Origin of the sequence: Ferdinandcohnia sp. FSL W7-1320, from assembly GCF_038050315.1 — a bacterium.
GTDB classification, from domain to species: Bacteria; Bacillota; Bacilli; order Bacillales; family Bacillaceae_L; genus Ferdinandcohnia; species Ferdinandcohnia aciditolerans.
The window spans coordinates 5166578-5188959 of record NZ_JBBPAM010000001.1 but is presented as its reverse complement, the minus strand read 5'-3'; the positions used below and the strand labels follow the sequence as shown (position 1 = coordinate 5188959).

At 40.0% G+C, this 22382-nt stretch carries 19 protein-coding genes and 1 pseudogene; 15 read left to right on the top strand and 5 right to left on the bottom strand.

All coding sequences use genetic code 11. From position 1 onward, the window contains the following. Positions 1-72: 72 nt before the first annotated feature. Both NST91_RS24840 and NST91_RS24835 read left to right on the top strand, forming a co-directional pair. Positions 73-1092 (top strand): ABC transporter permease subunit, encoded by a 1020-nt coding sequence (locus NST91_RS24840; RefSeq protein WP_341333286.1) that lies wholly within the window; start codon positions 73-75, stop codon positions 1090-1092. A 14-nt stretch (positions 1093-1106) separates the two neighbouring features. After that, positions 1107-2675: a hypothetical protein gene (locus NST91_RS24835; protein WP_341333285.1), complete on the top strand. Its 1569-nt coding sequence runs from the start codon at positions 1107-1109 to the stop codon at positions 2673-2675. Positions 2676-2726: 51 nt separating this feature from the next. Here NST91_RS24835 and NST91_RS24830 read toward each other — a convergent pair whose 3' ends face one another. Further along, on the bottom strand, positions 2727-3419 hold the full coding sequence (locus NST91_RS24830) for an RsfA family transcriptional regulator (protein WP_341333284.1): 693 nt from the start codon (positions 3417-3419) through the stop codon (positions 2727-2729). Between the two features lie 298 nt (positions 3420-3717). On the opposite strand from NST91_RS24830, the gene NST91_RS24825 reads away from it, so the two are divergent. From NST91_RS24825 to NST91_RS24815, 3 genes are all read left to right on the top strand, one after another. Further along, positions 3718-3945, top strand: a complete 228-nt coding sequence (locus NST91_RS24825) for a DUF1450 domain-containing protein (protein WP_121448333.1) — start codon at positions 3718-3720, stop codon at positions 3943-3945. A gap of 210 nt (positions 3946-4155) precedes the next feature. Continuing rightward, entirely contained in the window at positions 4156-5451 is a 1296-nt protein-coding gene (locus tag NST91_RS24820; RefSeq protein ID WP_341333283.1) for an HD domain-containing protein, read from the top strand. A gap of 41 nt (positions 5452-5492) precedes the next feature. Beyond that, positions 5493-5999 carry a YwgA family protein gene (locus NST91_RS24815; RefSeq protein WP_341333282.1) on the top strand — a complete coding sequence of 169 codons (507 nt, stop codon included), beginning with the start codon at positions 5493-5495 and terminating at the stop codon, positions 5997-5999. Positions 6000-6227: 228 nt separating this feature from the next. Here NST91_RS24815 and NST91_RS24810 read toward each other — a convergent pair whose 3' ends face one another. Beyond that, complete coding sequence (locus tag NST91_RS24810) at positions 6228-7529, bottom strand: NCS2 family permease (protein ID WP_341333281.1); 1302 nt, start codon at positions 7527-7529, stop codon at positions 6228-6230. A 244-nt stretch (positions 7530-7773) separates the two neighbouring features. On the opposite strand from NST91_RS24810, the gene NST91_RS24805 reads away from it, so the two are divergent. Further along, positions 7774-8334 (top strand): DUF4256 domain-containing protein, encoded by a 561-nt coding sequence (locus NST91_RS24805; RefSeq protein WP_341333280.1) that lies wholly within the window; start codon positions 7774-7776, stop codon positions 8332-8334. A gap of 57 nt (positions 8335-8391) precedes the next feature. Here the strand turns inward: NST91_RS24805 and thmT are convergent, their stop codons facing one another. Beyond that, positions 8392-8580 (bottom strand): 2-hydroxymuconate tautomerase, encoded by a 189-nt coding sequence (gene thmT / locus NST91_RS24800; RefSeq protein ID WP_121448328.1) that lies wholly within the window; start codon positions 8578-8580, stop codon positions 8392-8394. Between the two features lie 87 nt (positions 8581-8667). On the opposite strand from thmT, the gene NST91_RS24795 reads away from it, so the two are divergent. The 3 genes and pseudogenes from NST91_RS24795 (at position 8668) to NST91_RS24785 (ending at position 12356) form a co-directional block, all read left to right on the top strand. Beyond that, on the top strand, positions 8668-9348 hold the full coding sequence (locus NST91_RS24795; RefSeq protein WP_341333279.1) for a site-2 protease family protein: 681 nt from the start codon (positions 8668-8670) through the stop codon (positions 9346-9348). Positions 9349-9647: 299 nt separating this feature from the next. After that, positions 9648-10157: a YwhD family protein gene (locus NST91_RS24790; protein ID WP_341333278.1), complete on the top strand. Its 510-nt coding sequence runs from the start codon at positions 9648-9650 to the stop codon at positions 10155-10157. A 996-nt stretch (positions 10158-11153) separates the two neighbouring features. Then, a pseudogene (locus NST91_RS24785) lies at positions 11154-12356 on the top strand (IS256 family transposase). A 951-nt stretch (positions 12357-13307) separates the two neighbouring features. Here the strand turns inward: NST91_RS24785 and NST91_RS24780 are convergent. Next, a complete protein-coding gene (locus NST91_RS24780; RefSeq protein WP_341333277.1) occupies positions 13308-15377 on the bottom strand; it encodes a transglycosylase domain-containing protein in 2070 nt (689 codons plus the stop codon). Between the two features lie 243 nt (positions 15378-15620). Between NST91_RS24780 and speE the strand changes: the two genes are divergently transcribed. The 6 genes from speE to NST91_RS24750 all read left to right on the top strand — a co-directional run bounded on the left by speE (position 15621) and on the right by NST91_RS24750 (position 20793). Beyond that, positions 15621-16445, top strand: a complete 825-nt coding sequence (speE, locus tag NST91_RS24775; RefSeq protein WP_121448549.1) for a spermidine synthase — start codon at positions 15621-15623, stop codon at positions 16443-16445. A gap of 248 nt (positions 16446-16693) precedes the next feature. Beyond that, positions 16694-17572 carry an agmatinase gene (gene speB, locus NST91_RS24770; protein ID WP_121448548.1) on the top strand — a complete coding sequence of 293 codons (879 nt, stop codon included), beginning with the start codon at positions 16694-16696 and terminating at the stop codon, positions 17570-17572. 161 nt (positions 17573-17733) lie between these two features. After that, positions 17734-18111, top strand: coding sequence for a cytochrome-c oxidase (locus NST91_RS24765; RefSeq protein WP_341333276.1), 378 nt, complete (start codon positions 17734-17736; stop codon positions 18109-18111). 314 nt (positions 18112-18425) lie between these two features. Next, on the top strand, positions 18426-18863 hold the full coding sequence (locus NST91_RS24760) for a YwiB family protein (RefSeq protein ID WP_341333275.1): 438 nt from the start codon (positions 18426-18428) through the stop codon (positions 18861-18863). Beyond that, positions 18864-20534 carry an arginine--tRNA ligase gene (gene argS / locus NST91_RS24755; protein WP_341333274.1) on the top strand — a complete coding sequence of 557 codons (1671 nt, stop codon included), beginning with the start codon at positions 18864-18866 and terminating at the stop codon, positions 20532-20534. 79 nt (positions 20535-20613) lie between these two features. Further along, on the top strand, positions 20614-20793 hold the full coding sequence (locus NST91_RS24750; RefSeq protein ID WP_099360873.1) for a XapX domain-containing protein: 180 nt from the start codon (positions 20614-20616) through the stop codon (positions 20791-20793). Between the two features lie 227 nt (positions 20794-21020). Here the strand turns inward: NST91_RS24750 and cls are convergent, their stop codons facing one another. Continuing rightward, entirely contained in the window at positions 21021-22223 is a 1203-nt protein-coding gene (cls, locus tag NST91_RS24745; RefSeq protein WP_341333273.1) for a cardiolipin synthase, read from the bottom strand. Between the last annotated feature and the right edge of the window lie 159 nt (positions 22224-22382).

Genomic DNA, 22382 nt, shown 5'->3' with positions numbered 1-22382 from the left:
AAAATTACATATATGGTATGATTTTGTGGTAGTTCCTATTTTTTACAGTAAGAGGTGAGAGGGGGATTTTGGGTGCTTAAGAGATTAAGAGTATTTAGTGGGCGAGACTTGGTATCGATTCTTTATTTTGTGCTGGTTGTACTGGGTATTGCCTATTTTCTAGGGAATGGGGATGTGTCAACGTTTTTTTCAAGACTAAAAATGTTATTCCCTGTTTCCGATAGTTGGGAAACAATCAAGCATTTTACCAGCAATTTTCAGACTGAGGGCAGTCTTGGGGCAACGAAAAATAAGGAGCCATTTGAAGAAATCGTCCTTGAATATTTTCCGAGAAGTTTATCGGTGATTGTGACGGCCTTTTTGCTAGCGATTGCACTAGGAATCGGAAAAGGAATTTTTGATTATCGTAATCGTTATACGTCCCTAAACTTTTTAGGAACAGGGGTAACCTCTTTCCTCAATTCTTTACCTGACTTTTTTATGATTATTTCGTTGCAGTGGATTATTTTAATTCACTTTCGATTTATTGATTTTTTTGGTCATGACCAGTGGTTTAACTTCATATTACCAGGGATTTTAGTGTCTCTCTATCCAATGATGTATTTTGCGAGAATTATCTTTACTGCACTATCAGCTGAGGATGGCGAGATGTATATTCAATATGCTCGCGCAAAGGGACTGACCCAACGATATGTTATATATAAGCATATCTTGAAAAAATGCTTTCGTTCGATCTTACAACATGTTGGTGTTGTCATGACCTATGTCGTTTCGAATCTATTCATTGTTGAGTGGTTGATGGAGTATAAGGGTGCAGCTTGGCGAATGATGGTGTCAATCAAACGGTTAGATTTAAATATTCCGGAAAATCAACCATATGCTGATTTTCCGGAAACAGGGCTAATCGTAGAAATTTCTTTCTGCTTTGTCGTTCTCCTATTAATCACTCAAGTCGTGTCTGTGATTTGGCAAAATAAGTATGAGATTGAAAAAAGAAATATGTTGACCAAAATTACAAAAGTTATTTTTCAATATGCATTTGTTTGGTTATTTGTGTTTTATATTATTTCTTACGTAAAACCTGGTCATTAGGGAGGAGGGTGTTCATGAAAAATTGTTCGCTTTGGACAGGGTTAGTTCTACTCGGATTCATGTTATTTATTAGTTTTGTTGGGCCACATTTGCCTTTTATTGATGATACTGCTCCCGAACACCGTATGAGGTTTTATGAGGGTGGAGAGATTGGAAGGGCGCCTTTTCCGCCTTCTAAAGAAGATCCACTGGGGACTGACCGCGAAGCTCGCGATATATTGAGTATGATAGTTATAGGTGCAAAAGATACCCTTAAAATTATCGTGCTCATCACATTCATTCGGTACATCATTGCGATTCCGATGGCATTTCTGGCTTCTACGAAAAAAGGAATTGCCTACATGGTGTCAAATGGGTGGTATTCCTTATTTGGGAGTATCCCCACTATTATTGCTGCCATTTTGCTTCTTGAAATTGTCCCAGTTGAAGGCCTGGAAAACGCTGTATATTGGAAAGTCATGATCATCGCACTTATTGAAGTGGGGAGGGTTAGTTATATTCTATCCCATGAAATTTACGAGGTTTCGCAGAAAGAGTTTGTCCAAGCGAGTGTGACGGTGGGGAGCACTCCCTTTCAGTTATCAGTCATGCATTATTTGCAATCCGTTTCCCAAAGTGTAGTTGTCAATTTTTTTAATGATTTAGCACGTGTGACATTGCTAGTGGGACAGCTTGCATTGTTTCAATATTTTATTGAGCATGCAATTGACTATATTCCAGGTGGTGGGACTTTTCATGAGGAATCTGGATATAACTCTGTGACTGGAGTGTTCGATTGGCCAGGGCTATTGTCTGCTGCCCGTTATGAAGTAATGAAGGCCATCTGGATACCGCTGTTCCCAGCACTTGCACTTACATTGCTGCTGCTAACGTTTCAATTATTGAGTGAGGGGTTCAGGAAATTATTTGAAAGACAGACATCTAGTGAGAAAAATCAAACGGTAAGACGTTTGGTTGAAAGAGTTGGAGAAGCGTTTGTTACTAGTAAAATGGCGGGGGCTGTGACACTAGTCATGTTTGTGGTTATGGTTGGAACCGTTATTGTAACTGGGGTTGGAAATAAGACAACAGAAGTGGCTGCACCAGTTGAGGAAGAGGTTGAGGAGGAAGTCGAGGAAGTAGTTAATGAAGCAAAACATTTTGATGAAGATAAATATGTGTTTGAAAATGGAAAACTTGTAGCGACAACAGTTGCAACCACTGCAAAAGGTGGGTTTTACGATAAATTAGAGCATCTAGAACTCCATATGGAGAAGAAATCAGATAACGATTATGAGACCGATACCTTCGTCCTTAAATGTAGAACAATTGGAGCGGGTCGTTGTGAAAAACCCGTGATTAAGTTTAAAAAACCTATTACCAATGTAGAGGAAGCTTATCAACTATTGGTGGACCATTTGCCAATAGATGCAGTAAAAGATGTTGAGTTTCAAGACAAAGAAAGATATGTTTACGCCCTAGAAAGTTCCCTATTGAAAGAGAGCTATTTAGAGGTTGGTATTAAATCGATATTTGTAATGTTCTACATCACACCAGAAAAAACGATTGAAAAAGTAGAATTTGAAGGAGTAGGTCCTTGGTAAAACAAACCCCCTGCCCGTTTGTAAAAACAAACAGCCAGGGGGGTATCTACTCTATTCCGCCATTTTCTCCAAATTTCCGTTGCGGTCCATTTTAAAAGAAGTAGCTGGACGTTCTTCGTCTTCAAATAAGACGAGTTTTCGTGCACGGTTCATAATCTTCATTAATGTTTCGTAGTCTTCTTGAATATTGGCAGAACTTTGCTCAAGCTGGGCAATTTTCTTTTCAAGTTCCTCATTTTTACGAAGTATCTCATTCTTTTCTTTTTTCAATCTCTCATTCTCGGATTTCAGTGCTTCAATCCCGAGATTTTTGCTGCCCATAGATTGAAGATAGGAAATCACGGAATCAATCGTCATTTGTGGTCTAGAAGTAGAATACTGCGGTGTCCGTGTTTCCTGACGTATACTCGTAGATTCAGATGGAAATAGCGGGAGCTCGTCCGCAAACTCTTCTAGACTTGGAGTTGGTGGTGTATACAACAGCTGCTTTTTCACAGGTTGATTTTTACCAAGTGCACGTTGGCGTTGTTTACGGTGCTTCTTTGCAAGCTGTAAATCCTTCTCGTAGCTATGACGAACAACAGCGTTCCAACGGAAGCCGCAAGCAGCAGAGGTACGGTTTAATCTATCTCCAACCTCTTCAAAAGCATTTAGTTGTGTACTACCTTCTCTTACGTGTTTTAAAACAGTTTCAGCTAATAACAAATCATTTTCTTCTGTCCAAGCATCTTGTCTTTCTTTCATATTTATTCATCTCCCAATATAAATGTATATAGTTGCATTAGGTTATTACTTATATTGGTCAATAGATTCAAACTTTATACCATATTTGTAAAAGGATAGTAGACTTATTTATTTATATTTAGATATCATACCTCGTACATGTGTAGAATTTTTGAAAATTGTCTCGTTCCCTTGCAATGGCTATGTTGTAAGGGTTAAAATACCATGTAGTGTTTTTAAAGGAAATCGTCATGCTAATCATGACTGATCAAATATATGAACTACTCGGAATTTACAAAATGAAGGGATTGTACGTAATATGGCAAACGAATTTCGCATCTGTGATGATTGCCAGGCAACCAATATTAAAACATTAGTGCCACGCTTAAAGGAAGTAGATAGTGAGGCAACCATTGATATCCGCTGCCAATCATACTGTGGCCCTGGTAGAAAAAAATCATTCGCATTCGTTAACAACCGTCCGGTATCAGCTCCAACTGAAGACGAGTTGATTGAAAAAGTCATGAAGAAATTGAAAATGGACTAAAATCGCCTTTCTCTCCTAAGAGAAAAGGTGATTTTTTATGCTTTTTATGCAGGGTTTCCCAAAATCCACCTAGAAATTCTAATGCATGTCGAAAAATTTTCCAACCATTGATATGACTTGGCTAAAGGCGATTTATGAAGAATTTTAGGTTTTTTTGTCAGTCATAAAAATATATAATAATAGCATGCCAGTATGGAAGAGGTTGAATACATGACAAATTCCAATGGGAAATTAAGTGAAGAAAAGGTGTTTAAGGACCCTGTACATAGGTATGTTCATGTTCAGGATAAAGTGATTTGGGAACTCGTCGCAACATCGGAGTTTCAAAGATTGCGTCGCATCCGCCAATTAGGGACAACCTATTTTACCTTCCACGGGGCGGAACATAGCCGTTTTAACCATTCATTAGGTGTATATGAAATTGTCCGGAGAATTATCGATGATGTATTTCGTGAACGCCCCTTGTTAAATGACGAGGAGCGCTTACTGTGCTTATGTGCGGCACTACTTCACGATCTAGGTCACGGGCCATTCTCACACTCATTTGAAAAAGTATTTCATTATGATCATGAAGAATTTACACAAGCAATCATTGTTGGGGATACAGAAGTAAATCGCGTACTGAAACAAGTCGGAGATGATTTTCCGAAAAAAGTCGCCGAAGTGATTGCAAAAACATATAAAAATAAATTAGTCGTGAGTCTCATCTCCAGTCAAATTGATGCTGACCGTATGGATTATTTATTACGAGATGCTTATTATACGGGTGTTAGTTACGGAAACTTTGATATGGAGCGGATTTTGCGTGTCATGAGACCGCAGGAAGACCAAGTTGTTTTTAAAAGCAGTGGGATGCATGCGGTTGAAGATTACATTATGAGCAGATACCAAATGTATTGGCAAGTGTATTTCCATCCCGTTACACGAAGCGCAGAGGTCATTTTAACAAAAATCCTCCATCGTGCCAAACATTTGTACAAGGAACACTACGAATTTAAAACAGCCCCTGTCCATTTGATATCCATTTTTGAAGAAAAGCTGACATTACATGATTATGTAAAACTAGATGAAGCGATTTTTACTTTCTATTTTCAGGTATGGCAGGACGAGGATGACGAAATTTTAAGTGATTTATGCCGTCGTTTTCTCAATCGTAATCTCTTTAAATATGTAGAGTTTGATCCTAGTGCACAAATGATGAAAATGATGGAGCTAAGAACTCTTTTTGAGGAAGCAGGGATTGATCCGACTTATTATTTAGTGGTCGATTCATCATCAGATTTGCCGTATGATTTTTACCGGCCGGGTGAGGAAGAAGAAAGACTTCCAATCAACTTGTTAATGCCAAATGGAGAAATTCGCGAATTATCAAGGCAGTCTGAAATTGTGGATGCCATTTCTGGAAAAAGGCGTACGGATCACAAGCTATATTTTCCACAAGACATGATTGGAAAATTACCAAATGATACAGTAAAACAGAAAATAAAAGATGTTTTAGATATATAAAAGGTATTCTGGCCAATTTCGGATGAGGAGATGAAGGGGTTTTGTTAACAGAACATGCAAAGGTAATGAAGGCATTCGCTGCTGCAGGGGAAATCACGGGTCGAAAAAAACTTCAAAAAATGATTTACATCGCCAAAAAGATTGATTACCCATTTTACGAAAAGTACAACTTTCATTTTTACGGGCCATACTCAGAGGAGCTCACATTACGTGTGGAGGAGCTCTGCAACCTTGGATTTTTGGATGAGGTCAAAGAGAAAAAAGGTGGCTATTATCAATATCGCTACGCATTGACCGAAAAAGGCGAGCAGTTTTTGGGACATTACCAATTGGACATGCCTCCACTTGAAGACTGCATGCAAGCCCTAAATGAACAAAGTGCGCGCTTTTTAGAGCTGGTGTCTACTGTCTTATACTTCGAGGGACTTGAAAAGGAAGAAGTCAAAGAGAAAGTATTTACATTAAAAGCAAAGCAACGTTATACAGACGAGGAAGTTGAAGAAGCTTATCAATATATCGATTCTCTTCGCAATCTTGTAAAACATTAATAGAAAACTCGGCAGGTAGAATCTGCCGAGTTTTTTTGTATAGTCCAGTTCCAGCGCCTAGCACTTCGAGGTCATAAGCTAATCCGTCAAGAAGGATAAACTACATCCTTCTTGCTGGCATTTCTTATGCTTGTCGGACTTGCACACGATGTGCTGACGTCTACGTTTGCCACAGGACGTGGCAGTAGTTAGTAGACGTTCAATTTCAAGTCGCTTTCACATTCTGTATCAATGTGGTAAAAATGCAAGTTGGTAGAAAAACAATACAGCAAATAGATAAACAAGTGGGTGCACTTCTTTCCATTTACCCATGACCACTTTCATAAGCGGGTAGGAAATAAAGCCTAATGCAATTCCTGTTGCAATACTCGATGTGAGTGGCATACTTAGAATAATTAAGAATGCTGGAAAGGCTTCATCAATCTCATTCCATTTGATATGTGCAATGCTTCCCATCATGAGTGAACCAACAATAATTAAGGTTGGGGCTGTAATCGCCGCAATCCCAGAAACGGCACTTACCAAAGGTCCGAAGAAGGCAGCTATGATAAACAAGATTGAAACTGTTACTGAAGTGAGACCTGTTCGACCACCTGCAGCTACCCCAGTTGACGATTCAATATAAGCACTTGTAGGACTTGTTCCAAACATGGCTCCAACCGTTGTACCAACCGAATCAGCAAGAAGGGCTTGTCTTGCACGTGGCATAACATTACCTTTCATTAACCCTGCCTGTTCAGCAACTCCAATCATCGTACCTGTCGTATCAAAGATTGTAACGAGTAAAAATGAAAAGACAACAGCGTATAGTCCGTACTGAATGACATCGCCAATCGCAGCAAATGGATTTGCAATAATTAACCCTTCAGGTAGAGACGGCTTGTCCATGAATCCTTCTTTAAACTCAAGTTGTCCCGTAAAGTAAGCAATAAGAGCTGTGATAATCATTCCGAAAAATAAAGCTCCGTTTACTTTACGTGCCATGAGAATAAGGGTGATTGCTAATCCTGCAAGTGCCAAAAGGACCTGTGGCGCGTGTAAATCACCTAATGTAACTAGATTTGTTGGATGTGCGGTGATAATCCCTGTAAGACGAAGACCAATAAAGGCAATAAATAAACCAATTCCTGCTGTGATCCCGTGCTTTAAGTTTGGTGGAATCGCCTCAATTAATTTTTCACGAAACGGTGTCAATGACAAAATGACAAAAATGATACCAGCCACAAATACCGCGGCAAATGCTGTTTCATACGTAATGTTTTCATTTGCACCTACAACTGAATAAGCAAAAAAAGCATTTAATCCCATTCCAGGAGCAATCGCAATTGGATAATTTGCAAAGAGTGCCATCCAAAGTGTTCCCACAACAGTTGCGATAATTGTAGCTAAAAACACTTGTTCAAAAGGAACGCCTGCATCTGATAAAATAACAGGATTTACGACGACGACATATACCATGGTTAAAAAGGTCGTAATCCCTGCTAGAACTTCCTTTTTAACGGTTGTATTTAACTCCGATAATTTAAACATAATAGTTTGTACCTCCAAAAGACGAACGATTTAAAAATCCTTTTCTATAATATTCGTTTTAAAGATGGACTGCAAGAGAAAGTTTAAATTGTCTTCGGTTAGTTTTCCCAGAATAGTCATTTGGTGAGGTGGAAAATCGTGGATTTTGACTGAGAGAAAGGTTGTTTGCCCTGCAAAAAATAGCAATCTTGGGGTAAAATTAAGATAAGCTTACTAGAGTAGAAGTTATAAGGAGGAATTCAACATGGCAAAAAAGGAATTGTCACTAGAACAAGTTGAAGAATTGCTCAACACACTACAAGAGCGATTTGAGAAAAATTTGAACCGCCACAGCGATCTTGAATGGGCAAAAGTTCAAGCAAAGCTAGAAGCTAATACAGAAAAACTGTGGTCATTAAACGAAATGGAAGCAACTGGCGGTGAACCGGATGTTATTGATTATGATAAGGATACCGATGAGTATATTTTTTATGATTGTTCAGCAGAAAGCCCAAAAGGCCGTAGAAGTGTTTGTTACGACCGTGAAGCACTTGAAGCCAGAAAAAAACATAAACCTGAAAACAGTGCTATCGATATGGCAACGGAAATGGGCATTGAACTATTAACAGAAGAACAATATCGTGAACTTCAGGAACTTGGAAATTTTGACTTAAAAACGTCGAGTTGGGTCCAGACGCCGGCAGCTATTCGAAAACTTGGCGGGGCTATCTTTTGTGATCGTCGCTATGACACTGTCTTTACATACCACAATGGAGCAGATTCCTACTATGGGGCAAGAGGCTTCCGTGGCTCATTGAGGGTTTAATTTTTACATAATAAAAATAGAAACCCGTGGTTTCTTTACCACGGGTTTTTAAACACTCTATTCTTGATCACTTAAGCGTTTGCCGCCTACTGCATAATGGTTTTTTGTCATTTCCTCAATAAAAACAACAATTTTATCATCTGGAGCTCCAGTTGTTTCAGATACTGCTGCAGTTACTTTTTCAACGAGCGCCTTTTTTTGTTCTTCAGTGCGTCCTTCTAGCATTTTTACTGTTACGTATGGCACAATGAATCTCTCCAATCATTCTTTTATATCATCATAAGAGTATTGTATACTGAAAATAACAACTTTTCTATAAAAAGGGGAAATTTGGTGGAACAATTAAGTGGTTTTTTAGCATTTGATTTATCTTTGATACCATTTGTAGTGATCACATTACTGGTTGCCTTTACGGTACATGAGTTTGCTCATGCGTATGTGGCATATAAGTTTGGGGATGACACAGCAAAGCGGCAAGGGAGATTGACCTTAAACCCGATTGCTCATTTAGATCCTTTTGGGACAATTCTGATTTTCCTAGCTGGGTTTGGATGGGCACGACCTGTACCTGTTAATCGATTTCATTTTAAACGGCCAAGGCTTGCTGGGATTCTTGTTTCTGTCGCTGGACCACTAAGTAACCTGCTTGTAGCGGCACTTGCTTTACTCATTTACATCATCTTGATTCGTGTTGGTGTATTTGCAGCGATTCCAGAAGCATTTGGAGAGGGTTTTGAAACGTTCTTTAACCTGTTTGTACGGTTGAACCTTGTGCTGTTTATTTTTAACTTATTACCGTTTCCACCGCTTGATGGATATCGCATCATTGAAGACCTTGTCCCAGCTCGTATCCGCCCAAAATTAACACAGTATGAGGGACTTGGAATTGTGCTGTTTTTGGTTCTGGTCATTACACCAGTTGGGGATCGGTTTCTATATCCGTTACTGACGAATGGGGTATATGCCATCACAGATCTACTGGTCATGATCTTCAGACCAATTCTTCAATTATAAAATTAGAAGTTCATATGGTAAAATGGTTGGTAATGAATAGAAAAATGTGAGTTCTAAAGGAGGGTGAAAAGGACCAAGAATTTCAAGGCGGCGCGAGCTCCTGAATACCGGAGCGAGGCGACTGCTTGAGTTAACTCCTTTGCAGCCTTGCAGTGAGGAATTGCCTTCGTGAATAAACTAGGACGCAAGCGCATAACTGGTTATTCACTATGTTCGTGGAGTAATGCACCCAGAAATTCTATGCGTCACTTTCGGCCGATTTTTAGAACATCCTTTGGAAAGGGAAAGGTGGATGTACGGTGGATCAAAACAAGAAAAAAGTAGCCTTTAATATCATTAAAAATGATCCAACTGATGGGCATAAAGGATATGGAATTGGGGCGCTTAGCCTCGAAAATATTTCACCCGTATTTGTTGATATAGACGCTGAAGATGTATTTGTTGACGTCGGTGCAATGCATGCACGAAGTGTGGTTGAAAAAGGGATAAAATTTCTACCGAATAAAGAAGATGTCCCTAATGGGAAGCCATACTGGCTTGTGTGGGTAACGATTGATCGAAGGGAAGAGGGTCCATATTATGCGGGAGTAACAGCTTGTGAAATGACGGTTGACCGCTCGATTCGTCGTGGCTATAAATCCTTACCGGAGCACGTAAACAAAATGGATAAATCATTAAAGCGCCATATCATGGTCGATTTTATGGACGACAAATCAAAGAAGCTACTTGCGGATTTCTTAATTAACCACAATAAAGAAATTTGGGATAACTCAAGTGAGGAGTTAAAAGAGGGGCTTAAGGTCAAATAAAGATGAGAATAAAAGCGAAACCCCCAGGCTGTGTAGGTCTGGGGGTTTCTATGTCCTAGTTTCAATGTGTGTACATTGTAAATTTAGTGTACTTTATTTTGTTAAAAAAGCTCAAGCTTTAGTCTGTTTGTTCACCAAAATGTCACAATTACAGAAGATGATTTGAGAAAAGAGGGTTCGTTCTAAGTATAGAGTCCATGATTGGTAAAATTAGGAACTGATTGTGACGCAAAGTTTAAAGTACCCGATGAATGTGTCCGAATCCAGCCGTCATTCGGACAGGAAACGGCCAATTCTGTCGGTTAGAATCTGAATCCAGCTCAAATTCAGACAGAGAACGGCAAAATCAAACGGTAAGAGTCTGAACCCAGCTCAAATTCAGACAGATATCGGTTAAATCGAGCGGTCTGTGTCCGAACCCAGCTCAAATTCGGACAGAGAACGGCTAAATCAAATGCTCAGAGTCCGAACCCAGCTCAAATTCAGACAGAGAACGGCTAAATCCAGCGCACAGAGTCCGAATCCAGCTCAAATTCAGACAGAGAGCGGCTAAATCAGGGGGTCTGTGTCCGAACCCAGCTCAAATTCAGATAGAGAACGGCTAAATCAAGCGGTCTGTGTCCGAACCCAGCTCAAATTCAGACAGAGCACGGCAAAATCAAGCGGTAAGAGTCTGAACCCAGCTCAAATTCGGACAGAGAGTGGCTAAATCAAGGGCACAGAGTCCGAACCCAGCTCAAATTCGGACAGAGAGTGGCTAAATCCAGCGGTAAGAGTCTGAACCCAGTTCAAATTCAGACAGAGATCGGTTAAATCAAGCGGTCAGTGTCCGAATCCAGCTCAAATTCGGACAGAGAGTGGCTAAATCCAGCGCCCAGAGTCCGAACCCAGCTCTCATTGATTAAGTCCATATAATTGTGTAAAAAGAAAATGAGTCAAATTAGTTCCTCTTGTCTACAATGTTAACAGCGACGAAAACAATGAGGAGGAATTAATATGACTCAGTTACAGTTTAACCTAAATCTAGATGTTTTAAAAGAATCCGTGATGAATTCTGACCTTGATTCTATTATCAAGGCATCCGTTGTTCTTGTCCTCAATGAGTTTATGGAAAAGGAACGGGATGCCTACCTACAAGCAGGTGTCTATGAGCGCACCAGTACGCGTCAAGATTACCGCAATGGTTACTATGATCGAGAGCTTTTAATGAGTTTTGGAAAAATTACGCTAAGAGTGCCTCGGACTCGTAACGGAGACTTTTCTACTACAGTTTTTGAAGAATACGCTCGTTGTGACCAAGCCTTTGTTCTAGCTATGCTCGAAATGGTTGTTAATGGTGTTTCCACTAGACGAGTTACTAATATTGTGGAACAACTGTGTGGAAGAAAGGTATCTAAATCTTTTGTATCAACACTTACTGAAAGGTTAGACCCTATAGTCAATCAATGGGCGAATCGCCCACTGAACACAATGTACTAACCTTATGTTTTCGTTGATGCCATGTATATTAAAGTGAGAGAACACAATCGAGTAGTTTCTAAAGCCGTCTATATCGCAACTGCGGTAGACAAAAATAATAGACGTGAAATCTTAGGCTTAAAAGTAGATCACGTTGAAAGTAAAGAGGCTTGGGAACGTTTTTTCCAATCCTTAAAGTCTAGAGGTTTACACTCGCCCAAACTGATCATATCTGATGCGCATAAAGGATTAAAGGCTGCAATTGGAACAGAATTTGTGGGTTCTTCTTGGCAACGCTGTACAGTTCATTTTAAAAGGAATATCATCACTCATATGCCGAAAAAGGACATGGTAGAAGTTAAGATGGGCTTAAAAAGGATCTTTGAAGTTACTACAGTAGATGATGCAAGGAAATATAAACAAGAGTTTATTGATCTCTTTGGAACCAATCGAAAACTTGAAAAAGCAATTGAAATATTAGAAGAGGGCTTCGAAGATGCCGTACAATATCTAAATGAAGATTCAAAATTACATAAGCATATACGTAGCACTAACTCAGTAGAGAGAATAAACGAGGAAGTCCGACGAAGAGAAAGAGTTATACGAATCTTCCCAAATACTCAGTCAGCTTTTAGACTCATTGGGGCTGTCTTAATGGATTATGCCGATGAGGTCTCCAATATTATCGGGAGCAAGTTAGAAGAAAAGAAGGAAAAAAAGAAAAAGAAAAAACAAAAATAGTCTGCGCGATAGCGCGCGAATTTTTGGTTACTGGAAGGGGGTACCCCCTTCCAGTAACCAAAAACAAATAAGATCGTTTAACACTGTTTTTCATGAGGAATGAATTTACACATAATACAGGACTTGACAGTTAAATCGAGCGGTCTGTGTCCGAACCCAGCTCAAATTCGGACAGAGAGTGGCAAAATCGAGTACTCAGAGTCCGAATCCAGCTCAAATTCAGACAGAGAACGGCTAAATCGAGCGGTCTGTGTCCGAATCCAGCTCAAATTCAGACAGAGAACGGTTAAATCGAGCGGTCTGTGTCCGAACCCAGCTCAAATTCAGACAGAGAACGGCTAAATCAAGGGCTCAGAGTCCGAATCCAGCTCAAATTCAGACAGAGAACGGCTAAATCAAGCGGTCTGTGTCTGAACCAAGCTCAAATTCAGACAGAGATCGGTTAAATCGAGCGGTCTGTGTCCGAACCCAGCTCAAATTCAGACAGAGGGCGGCAAAGTCAAGCGGTCAGAGTCTGAACCCAGCTCAAATTCAGACAGAGAATCGGTTAAATCGAGCGGTAAGAGTCTGAACCCAGCTCAAATTCAGACAGAGAACGGCTAAATCAAGCGGTCTGTGTCCGAACCCAGTTCAAATTCAGACAGAGATCGGTTAAATCGAGCGGTCTGTGTCCGAATCCAGCTCAAATTCAGACAGAGAACGGCTAAATCAAATGCTCAGAGTCCGAACCCGGTTCAAATTCAGACAGAGAACGGCTAAATCAAATGCTCAGAGTCCGAATCAAGGTTTAATTCAGACAGAGAACAGTCACCCCGAGTACTTAGAGTCCGAATCCATCCCAAATTCAAACAGGGGGCAGTCACCCCAAGTAATCGGGGGTTGGATCTGCCCCAAACCCCCAAGATTTTTTCCCATTCTATAACGCTTGAGCAGAAATACAGTGCATTTTATCTAAAACCAATCAAAGATTCGCTTAAAGAAACCTTTGTCTTCTTTCTCTTCGTCCTTTTTTGGATTCTCTTTCTTTACATCCTCTGTATTTTTCGAACAATATTCTGTTGGCTCAGTTCCTGCTTTATAATAAGTAAGCCTTGAAACGGGGCAATCCTTCGTCGGGAGCAAACCTGTGTCTGGATTTACATACACTCCAACAACCCCTTCAGTCGGTTTAAATGGTGTTGGTGCAATGTCCTGATGTGCTTCTTCCATGAAACCTGCCCAAATATTCTTTGCATACTGTTTTTCTGCAACAATTGTCATTGGTTCATTATTGTCATAACCGGTCCAAATACCTGCGACGAGCTGGGGTGAGTACCCAATCATCCAGCTATCTGCGTCAGTCGAACCTGATTTGCCAGCGTAAAATCTGGTCAGTTTATCGCTAATTGTAGATCCGGTGACAGCTGTGTAATCGTTAAGTTTTTCATCAAACATGCCTGTCATTAGCTGTGTTGTGACAAAGGCGAGATCTTCATCAAGCACTTGTTTTGGCTTTGGGGAATTTTCATAAATGACTTCACCTTTGTAATTTTCAACTCTAGTAATAAAAACAGGCTTATGGCGCATTCCGCCATTATTAATGGTTGCGTAGGCATTAACCATTTCGATTACACTTACACCAGATGTTCCAAGAGCAAGAGAAGGAACATCTTTAAGTTTACTTGTAATGCCAAGCTTTTTCGCAGTGTCGATGAGTTCTCCATCATCAAGAAAGAGATGGGTTTTCACAGCGTACACATTATCGGATAGGGCAATTGCTTGAGCTAACGTAATTGAGTCGTTAGCATAATAATTTTTGTAATTTCGTGGTGTATATTTTGAGCGATTGTCATCATACGAGAACGTCGTTAACTCGCTTCGAATTTGGGTCGATGGAGTGTAGCCTTTTTCAAGGGCTGCATAGTATAAAAATGGCTTAAAGGTTGAACCAGGCTGCCGTTTTGCCTGTGTGGCCCGATTAAATGGGCTTTCCTCGTAATCCCGTCCACCAAGGAGTGCAAGAACTTCACCATTTTTTGGATCCATCGCAACAAACCCAAGTTGAATTTTTGACTCTTCTTTAATCGAGTTCTTCGCTTTATCCTCAGCAATTTCTTGAAGCTTTGGGTTGAGCGTGGTGTAGACACGTAATCCCTCTGTTTCAATTGTTTGTTGGTCAAGTTTTAGTTTTGTTTGAAGTTCCTTTTTTACAACATCCTGGAAATACGGGGCAATGTCTTCACGCCCGACCATTTTGTTTCCTGTAAAGGTTAGTTCCTCAGCCTGTGCCTGTTCAGCGGTCTTTTTTGAAATAAAGCCATTCTCCACCATTGAAAGGAGGATGACTTTTTGACGCTGTTTCGCTTTTTCCTCGTTTACTAATGGTGAGTAATGGGTTGGACCCTTTGGCACTCCTGCAAGCATGGAGGCTTCCGCTAGAGACAGCTCGCTTGCTCTTTTTCCATAATAGTAATTAGCAGCTGCTTCAATTCCATAGACGCCATGTCCGTAATAGATTGTATTTAAATATCCTTCTAGAATTTCTTGTTTCGAATAATTTAGTTCTAGTCGAATGGTGTACAGGGCCTCTGTAAGTTTTCGATTCCATGTTTTTTCATGCTCTAAAAAGAGGTTTCTGGCATATTGCTGGGTAATGGTACTCGCCCCTTGCACCTTTGACATTGCTTTAATGTCGGCAATAATCGCTCCGCCAATTCGCTTATAGTCAAACCCATGATGATCAAAAAAGTTCCGGTCCTCAATGGAAACGGTGGCATCAACAATGGATTCAGACATATCGTCGAGAGATACCCAATAGCGAGTCTCACCTTGATGACGTTCTTCCCCAATTAACGTTCCGTCCTCGGCGTAGAATAAGGTGGATAAAGGAACTGCAAGAGGAGGTGCCCCCTGTGTCTTTGCATAGGCAAGCACACCTAATATCCCGACAGCAACTAGTGTACAGCAAATTAAGCCAATAAATAATAGAGCTCGCATGATTTTAATAGCGGTTTTTAAACGATCATTTGTAATTAGCTCCACAGAGTTCACCTCTCTCTTTTTCTATTTGAAAGCTTCATATAGAGCCATTTTCGTAGGCATATATCAATCAGTATGAAAAGTTTTCTGCCTTTTTAAACATTTATTTGCTAAAAGATGAAAAATTTTCTTGCATTTTCGGGCGGTTGCCTTATACTTTTTGAAGTTGACATCGATTTTTTTAAGGGAATAGGGAACGATAAGGGAATAAATCCCTAAGTTATTCAATGAAAGGATGTTATGAAAATGGAATTATGGTTTACGGAAAAACAAACAAAAAGCTTTGGTATCACAGCAAAAATTAAGCAAACCTTACATACAGAACAAACAGAGTTTCAAAAACTCGATATGATAGAAACTGAGGAATTCGGTAACATGCTCGTTCTTGATGGGATGGTTATGACCACTCAAGTGGATGAGTTCGTCTATCACGAAATGGTGGCACACGTGCCATTATTCACTCACCCAAATCCAGAAAACGTCCTTGTTGTAGGTGGCGGTGATGGCGGGGTAATCCGTGAAGTGTTAAAGCACCCAAGTGTGAAAAAAGCAACTTTAGTTGATATTGATGGAAAAGTAATCGAGTACTCAAAGAAATACCTTCCTGAAATTGCAGGAAAGCTTGAAGACCCACGTGTCGATGTAAAAGTTGATGATGGCTTCATGCATATTGCAAAAAGTGAAAATGAGTATGATGTTATTTTGGTTGACTCTACTGAGCCTGTAGGTCCAGCGGTAAATCTGTTCACAAAAGGCTTTTATGCAGGGATTTCAAAAGCGTTAAAAGAAGACGGTGTATTTGTGGCGCAAACGGACAACCCTTGGTTTACACCCGACTTAATCCGAAACGTACAGCGTGATGTGAAGGAAATCTTCCCAATCACACGTCTTTATATTGCGAACATCCCAACATACCCAAGTGGACTTTGGACATTCACAATCGGTTCGAAAAAATATGATCCACTAGAAGTGAGTGATGACCGCTTCCATGAAATTGAAACAAAATATTACACAAAAGAACTCCACAAAGCAGCATTTGTATTGCCTAAATTTGTTGCAGATTTAATTTAATAAGTTGTAATTAACACACCTATTGTGGAGTACAACTGCAATTTGCAAAAGATAATAATCAACTGAATTAAATTAAAAGCCTCCGGCGGATGCCACAGATTTTCAAAGGATGTTTTTCGATCAGTAAGATCAAAGACTAAAAGCGCCACGTCCTGTGGCAACGTCTTTATGACCCACTTCCTGTGGGCCTAAATCTGGGCGCAAATACGCCAAGGCGTATTTGATTAATAATTATTGGGGGATTTTCGATGAGATTTGATGAAGCTTATTCAGGAAATGTGTTTATCAAAAGCCATCCGAATTTTGAAGAGAGCGAAGCCGTCATTTACGGAATGCCAATGGACTGGACAGTTAGCTACCGTCCAGGCTCACGTTTTGGCCCTAGCCGAATTCGCGAGGTGTCGATTGGACTTGAGGAATACAGTCCATATCTTGATAAAGAGCTAGAAGAAGTGAAATTTTATGATGCTGGTGATATTCCATTGCCTTTCGGAAATCCGCAGCGTAGTCTTGATATGATTGAAGACTTTGTGGATCAAGTACTTGCAGCAGGAAAGTACCCACTTGGTATGGGTGGCGAGCATCTCGTTTCTTGGCCGGTCATGAAGGCTGTTTATAAAAAGTATCCAGATCTTGCGATTATTCATATGGATGCCCATACTGATTTACGTGAGAATTATGAGGGAGAAGCACTTTCTCATTCCACGCCAATTCGTAAAATTGCTGAATTAATCGGACCAGAGAATGTGTTTTCATTTGGCATTCGCTCAGGGATGAAGGAAGAATTCCAATGGGCAAAGGAAAACGGCATGCATATTTCAAAGTTTGAAGTGCTTGAGCCGCTAAAAAAGATTCTTCCGAAGTTAGCGGGTCGTCCAGTGTATGTGACCATTGACATAGATGTATTAGATCCAGCACATGCACCGGGTACAGGTACAGTTGATGCCGGTGGTATTACATCTAAAGAGTTGTTAGGCGCGATTCATGAGATTGCAAAATCAGATGTGCGTGTAGTTGGTTCAGACTTGGTAGAGGTTGCACCGATTTATGATACGTCTGAACAAACGGCGAATACGGCAAGTAAACTGATTCGTGAAATGATTTTAGGGTGGATACCAAAAAAGTAAATACTTGCGTTTAAAAGCTTGGCCTTGTGGCTCAAGCTTTTTTTGTGATTCCGCAAAACCAAAGTCCCGCAAAAAATAAATTTAACTATTATGACAATTCTCTCTAGCCAGGTGAATATAATACTTTTGAACTATAAATTACCTATCTAAGGGGGAGTTCGATGGTTGGGGTTCGCTTTTTGAAAATGGCTGCCGTGTATTTTGTGATTGGTGTTCTCATTGGGATGGGGATGTCGATGTCACATAATTACACATTAACAGGGGTCCATGTTCATATTAACTTATTAGGCTGGGCATCTATGGGGCTTGCAGGTATTGTCTATTATTTATTCCCTCAAGCAGGAGAATCCAAGCTTGGAAAGACTCATTTTTGGCTTCATAATATTGGTTTACCGGTTATGATGATTGGACTCACATTGTTATTGCTCGGAAATGCTGCAGTCGAACCCGTAATTGCTGTCGGTGGTACTGTGACAACCCTTGCGATCATCCTCTTTGCAATCAATATTTTCTTGAACGTTAAAGTCACAAAGCAATAATACCTTCATATAACTTAACCTCTAACTCGGCCTAGGCCGGGTTTTCTTTTTTAATTTGAAATCCCCTCATAAAATGCCGTATACTAGTAAAGTTAATGACTTAAATACGTTGTTCAAAAGGGAGGATGAAAAGGACCAAGAAGTTCGAGGCGGTGCAGTTTTGAGTAGCGGAACGTATGTAGTTAATACGTGAGCAGATGTTCTAGCACGAAGGAAAAGTGATTTTCTTTTCCAAGGAACGGAAAAACAAGCCAACGAAGAAATTCGAAGTGTCATTTTCACCGGATATTTTGAACATCCTCATATAGGGATGTGTGGAAATGAGTCAAGCAGGAGTACCTATTGATCTCAAATTTGTAACAGAAATTAAAGACGGACCGCGAAAAGAAAATGTTGCTTTTGATGCAAATGGTCTATACTACATAAAAGGCGACAATACATATTTGCAATTTGATGAAAAGCAAGAAACAGGTACGGTTAAAACAGTGATTAAAATCTCTGAAAAAGAGGTCCTCATCCTTCGTTCGGGACAGGTGAAAATGCGTCAGGTTTACCGGAAAAATGAAACCACACAAGGTTCATTCCAAAACCAGCACGGAACCTTTGACCTCACCGCAAAAACAAATAATATTGAATACAAATGGTACAAAAACTCTCGTAAAGGGATTTTATTTTTAGCATATGAGCTTTCACTACATGGTGAAGTGTCTGGATTACATAAAATAACCATTACATTTAAGGAGCGAAACTAGATGAATGTTGTTGATCAGGTAAAAGAACGCTTAAAAGCGGAAATTAAAGACTCAGTTGTTAAGGCTGGACTAGCAACGGAAGAGCAGATTCCAGAAGTTGTGTTGGAGCTTCCAAAAGAAAAAGCGCACGGGGACTATGCGACAAACATGGCAATGCAACTAGCACGTGTGGCTAAAAAAGCTCCTCGTATGATTGCAGAAGAAATTGTAGCTAATTTTGATAAATCAAAAGCATCGATCGAAAAAATTGAAATTGCAGGACCTGGGTTCATCAATTTTTATATGAATAATTCCTATTTAACGGATCTTATCCCGACCATTTTAACAGCGGGTGAGGCTTACGGTGAAACAACCGTTGGCAACAAGCAAAAAGTACAGGTGGAGTTTGTTTCAGCAAACCCAACAGGTGACCTGCACCTTGGACATGCTCGTGGTGCAGCGGTGGGTGATTCTTTAAGTAATATTTTACAAAAAGCAGGTTATGATGTATCACGTGAGTACTATATCAATGATGCTGGGAACCAAATTAATAACCTTGCAAAGTCTGTTGAGGCACGCTATCTTCAAGCCCTTGGTCAAGAGGCTGAAATGCCAGAAGACGGCTATCATGGCCAAGATATCGTGGGCATCGGAAAGCGTCTTGCTGAAGAATTTGGTGATAAATATGTCGCGATGGATGAAAAGGAACGCTTTGACTTTTTCCGTGAATATGGTTTGAAATACGAGATGGAAAAGCTTCAAAAGGACTTAGAGGAGTATCGAGTTCGTTTTGATGTTTGGTATTCTGAGACGTCTTTATACAATAATGGAAAAATTGACCGCGCACTTGAAGCGCTTCGTAATGCAGGACATATTTATGAAGAAGACGGTGCAACTTGGTTCCGTTCAACAACATTCGGTGATGACAAAGACCGTGTTTTAATTAAAAATGATGGTTCTTATACGTATTTAACTCCTGATATCGCGTACCATCAGGACAAGCTCGAGCGTGGCTTTGAAAAGTTGATCAATGTGTGGGGAGCAGACCATCACGGCTATATTCCTCGGATGAAGGCGGCGATTCAAGCACTAGGCTATGATAAAGACACACTTGAGGTTGAAATCATTCAGCTTGTTCACCTATTTAAAGATGGCGAAAAAATGAAGATGAGTAAGCGTACAGGAAAAGCTGTTACAATGCGTGAACTGACAGAAGAGGTTGGCTTAGATGCGGTTCGTTACTTCTTTGCAATGAGAAGCTCAGACACTCATCTTGATTTTGACCTTGATTTAGCGGTCTCACAATCAAACGAGAACCCTGTGTACTATGCGCAATATGCACATGCACGTATTTGCAGCATGCTACGCTCTGGTGATGAGTTGAATATTGCATTAGATGGCAATTATGCGCTTGACTATATCAATTCTGAAAAAGAAATTGACCTATTGAAAAAGCTTGGAGAATTCCCTGCAGCCGTGACAGAAGCAGCAGAAAAACGAATTCCACATCGCATCACGAACTATATTAATGAACTTGCAGCGGCTCTTCATAGCTTCTATAATGCGGAGAAAGTGCTTGACCAAGACAATCTTGAAAAAACGAAAGCACGTCTTGCGTTAATGAAAGCTGTTCAAATCACCTTGCAAAATTCATTAAAGCTAATCGGTGTATCTGCACCAGAAAAAATGTAATCTATATATTAAGAGGCCCTTACGTTGAGTAGAGGGCCTTTTTAACGGGAATAATGAAGGGAAAAGGGAGGATACACATATGAAAGAGGTTATATTGGCACTTTTGACAGGTGTCGTTGTCGGATTTATTTTTGCTTTATTAAAGCTACCAATCCCTGCTCCACCAGCACTTGCAGGGGTAACTGGAATCGTGGGGGTTTATTTAGGATTTAAGCTATTCCAATGGTTAGCACCAATGATTCAATTTGGACCAAAATAACAGGCACCCATCACGGGTGCCTGATTTGTTAGTGGCAATAAATCTCGAATAGTGGCAGTATTTTTCGATTAGCGGCAGTAAATCTGAAATAGTAGCAGTATTTTTTGGTTACTGGCAGTAAACGGGCTAATGAAAGTATTTTTTAGATGGTGACAGTAAATTTGGGCTAGTGACAGTATTAGTTGCACAAGCTGCTATTCCTTTAACACTATTCCGCACTCATCTCCTTATAAAAAGTGAGAAACCCATGTTGCAATCTTAATCTTTAACTTATTCTCAGTCTTTAGTTCTTCGATTCGGTCGCGAGTAAGCTCATTTGAAGTTTTAAAATCCTCTGTTACCATATTTTTAACCTCTTGAATCACTTCTTTATCATGGATATAGCAATTAATTTCATAATTAGAGTAAAGGCTTCTTTTATCAAAATTGGCTGTTCCGATATCGCAAAGCTTGTCATCAATACAAATGACTTTTGCGTGGTAAAAACCTCTAGTGTACATATGAAACTGAATGCCGAGCTTTGAGAGCTCGTCCATATACGGAATGGCGGCCTCTTTGACCAATGGGTGATCCGGCTTTTTCGGTAAAAGGATGTGAATCCTAACATTTCGTTTCACTGCATTTTTTAACTCTTCTTTGAGTTGTTCACTTGGTACGAAATAAGGGGAGCCAATAATGATTTCGTGTTCAGCTTGTTTGATCATATTCATAAATTGTCCTTCAAGATATGCTCCATTAGTAGAAATGAGTCTCGTTTTTGACTTTCCTATAGGAAGTGGCGGGTAATAGGCATTTCGGTTTTCAATTTCCTCTTTTGTGGCGCCATACCAATCTTTCAAAAACTGTGTTTGAAGATCTGCGACTCCTTCACCGGTTAGTTTCAGATGGTAATCCCGCCAGAACCCAAATTTCGGATCCTTACCAAGATATTCTTTTCCAATATTGAAGCCGCCAATATAACCAATATTTCCATCAATGACGGAGATTTTCCTATGATTGCGGGCATTCAGCTTATAAAAAAGGTACGGAAATTTGGGCTTATTGCTATAGGCTAACGAAACTCCTGAGCGAGTTAGGTCTTTTTCCATTTCCTTTGTAACATTGTGGCTGCCCACCCAATCCAAAAGCAGGCGAACCTTCACACCTTGTTCGGCCTTTTGTTTCACAAGCGAGACGAATCCTTTACTAAAGTCATCATCCTGCAAAATATAAAATTCAACATGGACATGTTCTTTCGCGTTTCGAATATCTGTAAATAAATCGTTGAAGAGTGTTTCTCCTGTTGAATAAAGGGAAATGTTACTGTCGCGTAGAGGAAATTCCTCATCCTCTTGTTTTTTTAGATGACTTTTTCTTCCGAGACTGTAATCAAGGCGGAGTAACAGTAATAGAATAATGATAATAAGGACAATCCAGAAGATAGCTCGCAAATATACCCCTCCTATGATGAGGTTGTGCTTAATGGCGTTCACTTAGTTTATACGAAAATGGGATTGATTATTTAAGGTTTTTAAAGAAAAAGTAGTTGACTGAATGCTCATTCATTATATAATGGAGATACGAACTATATAGTCAGAATTTTAACTCCA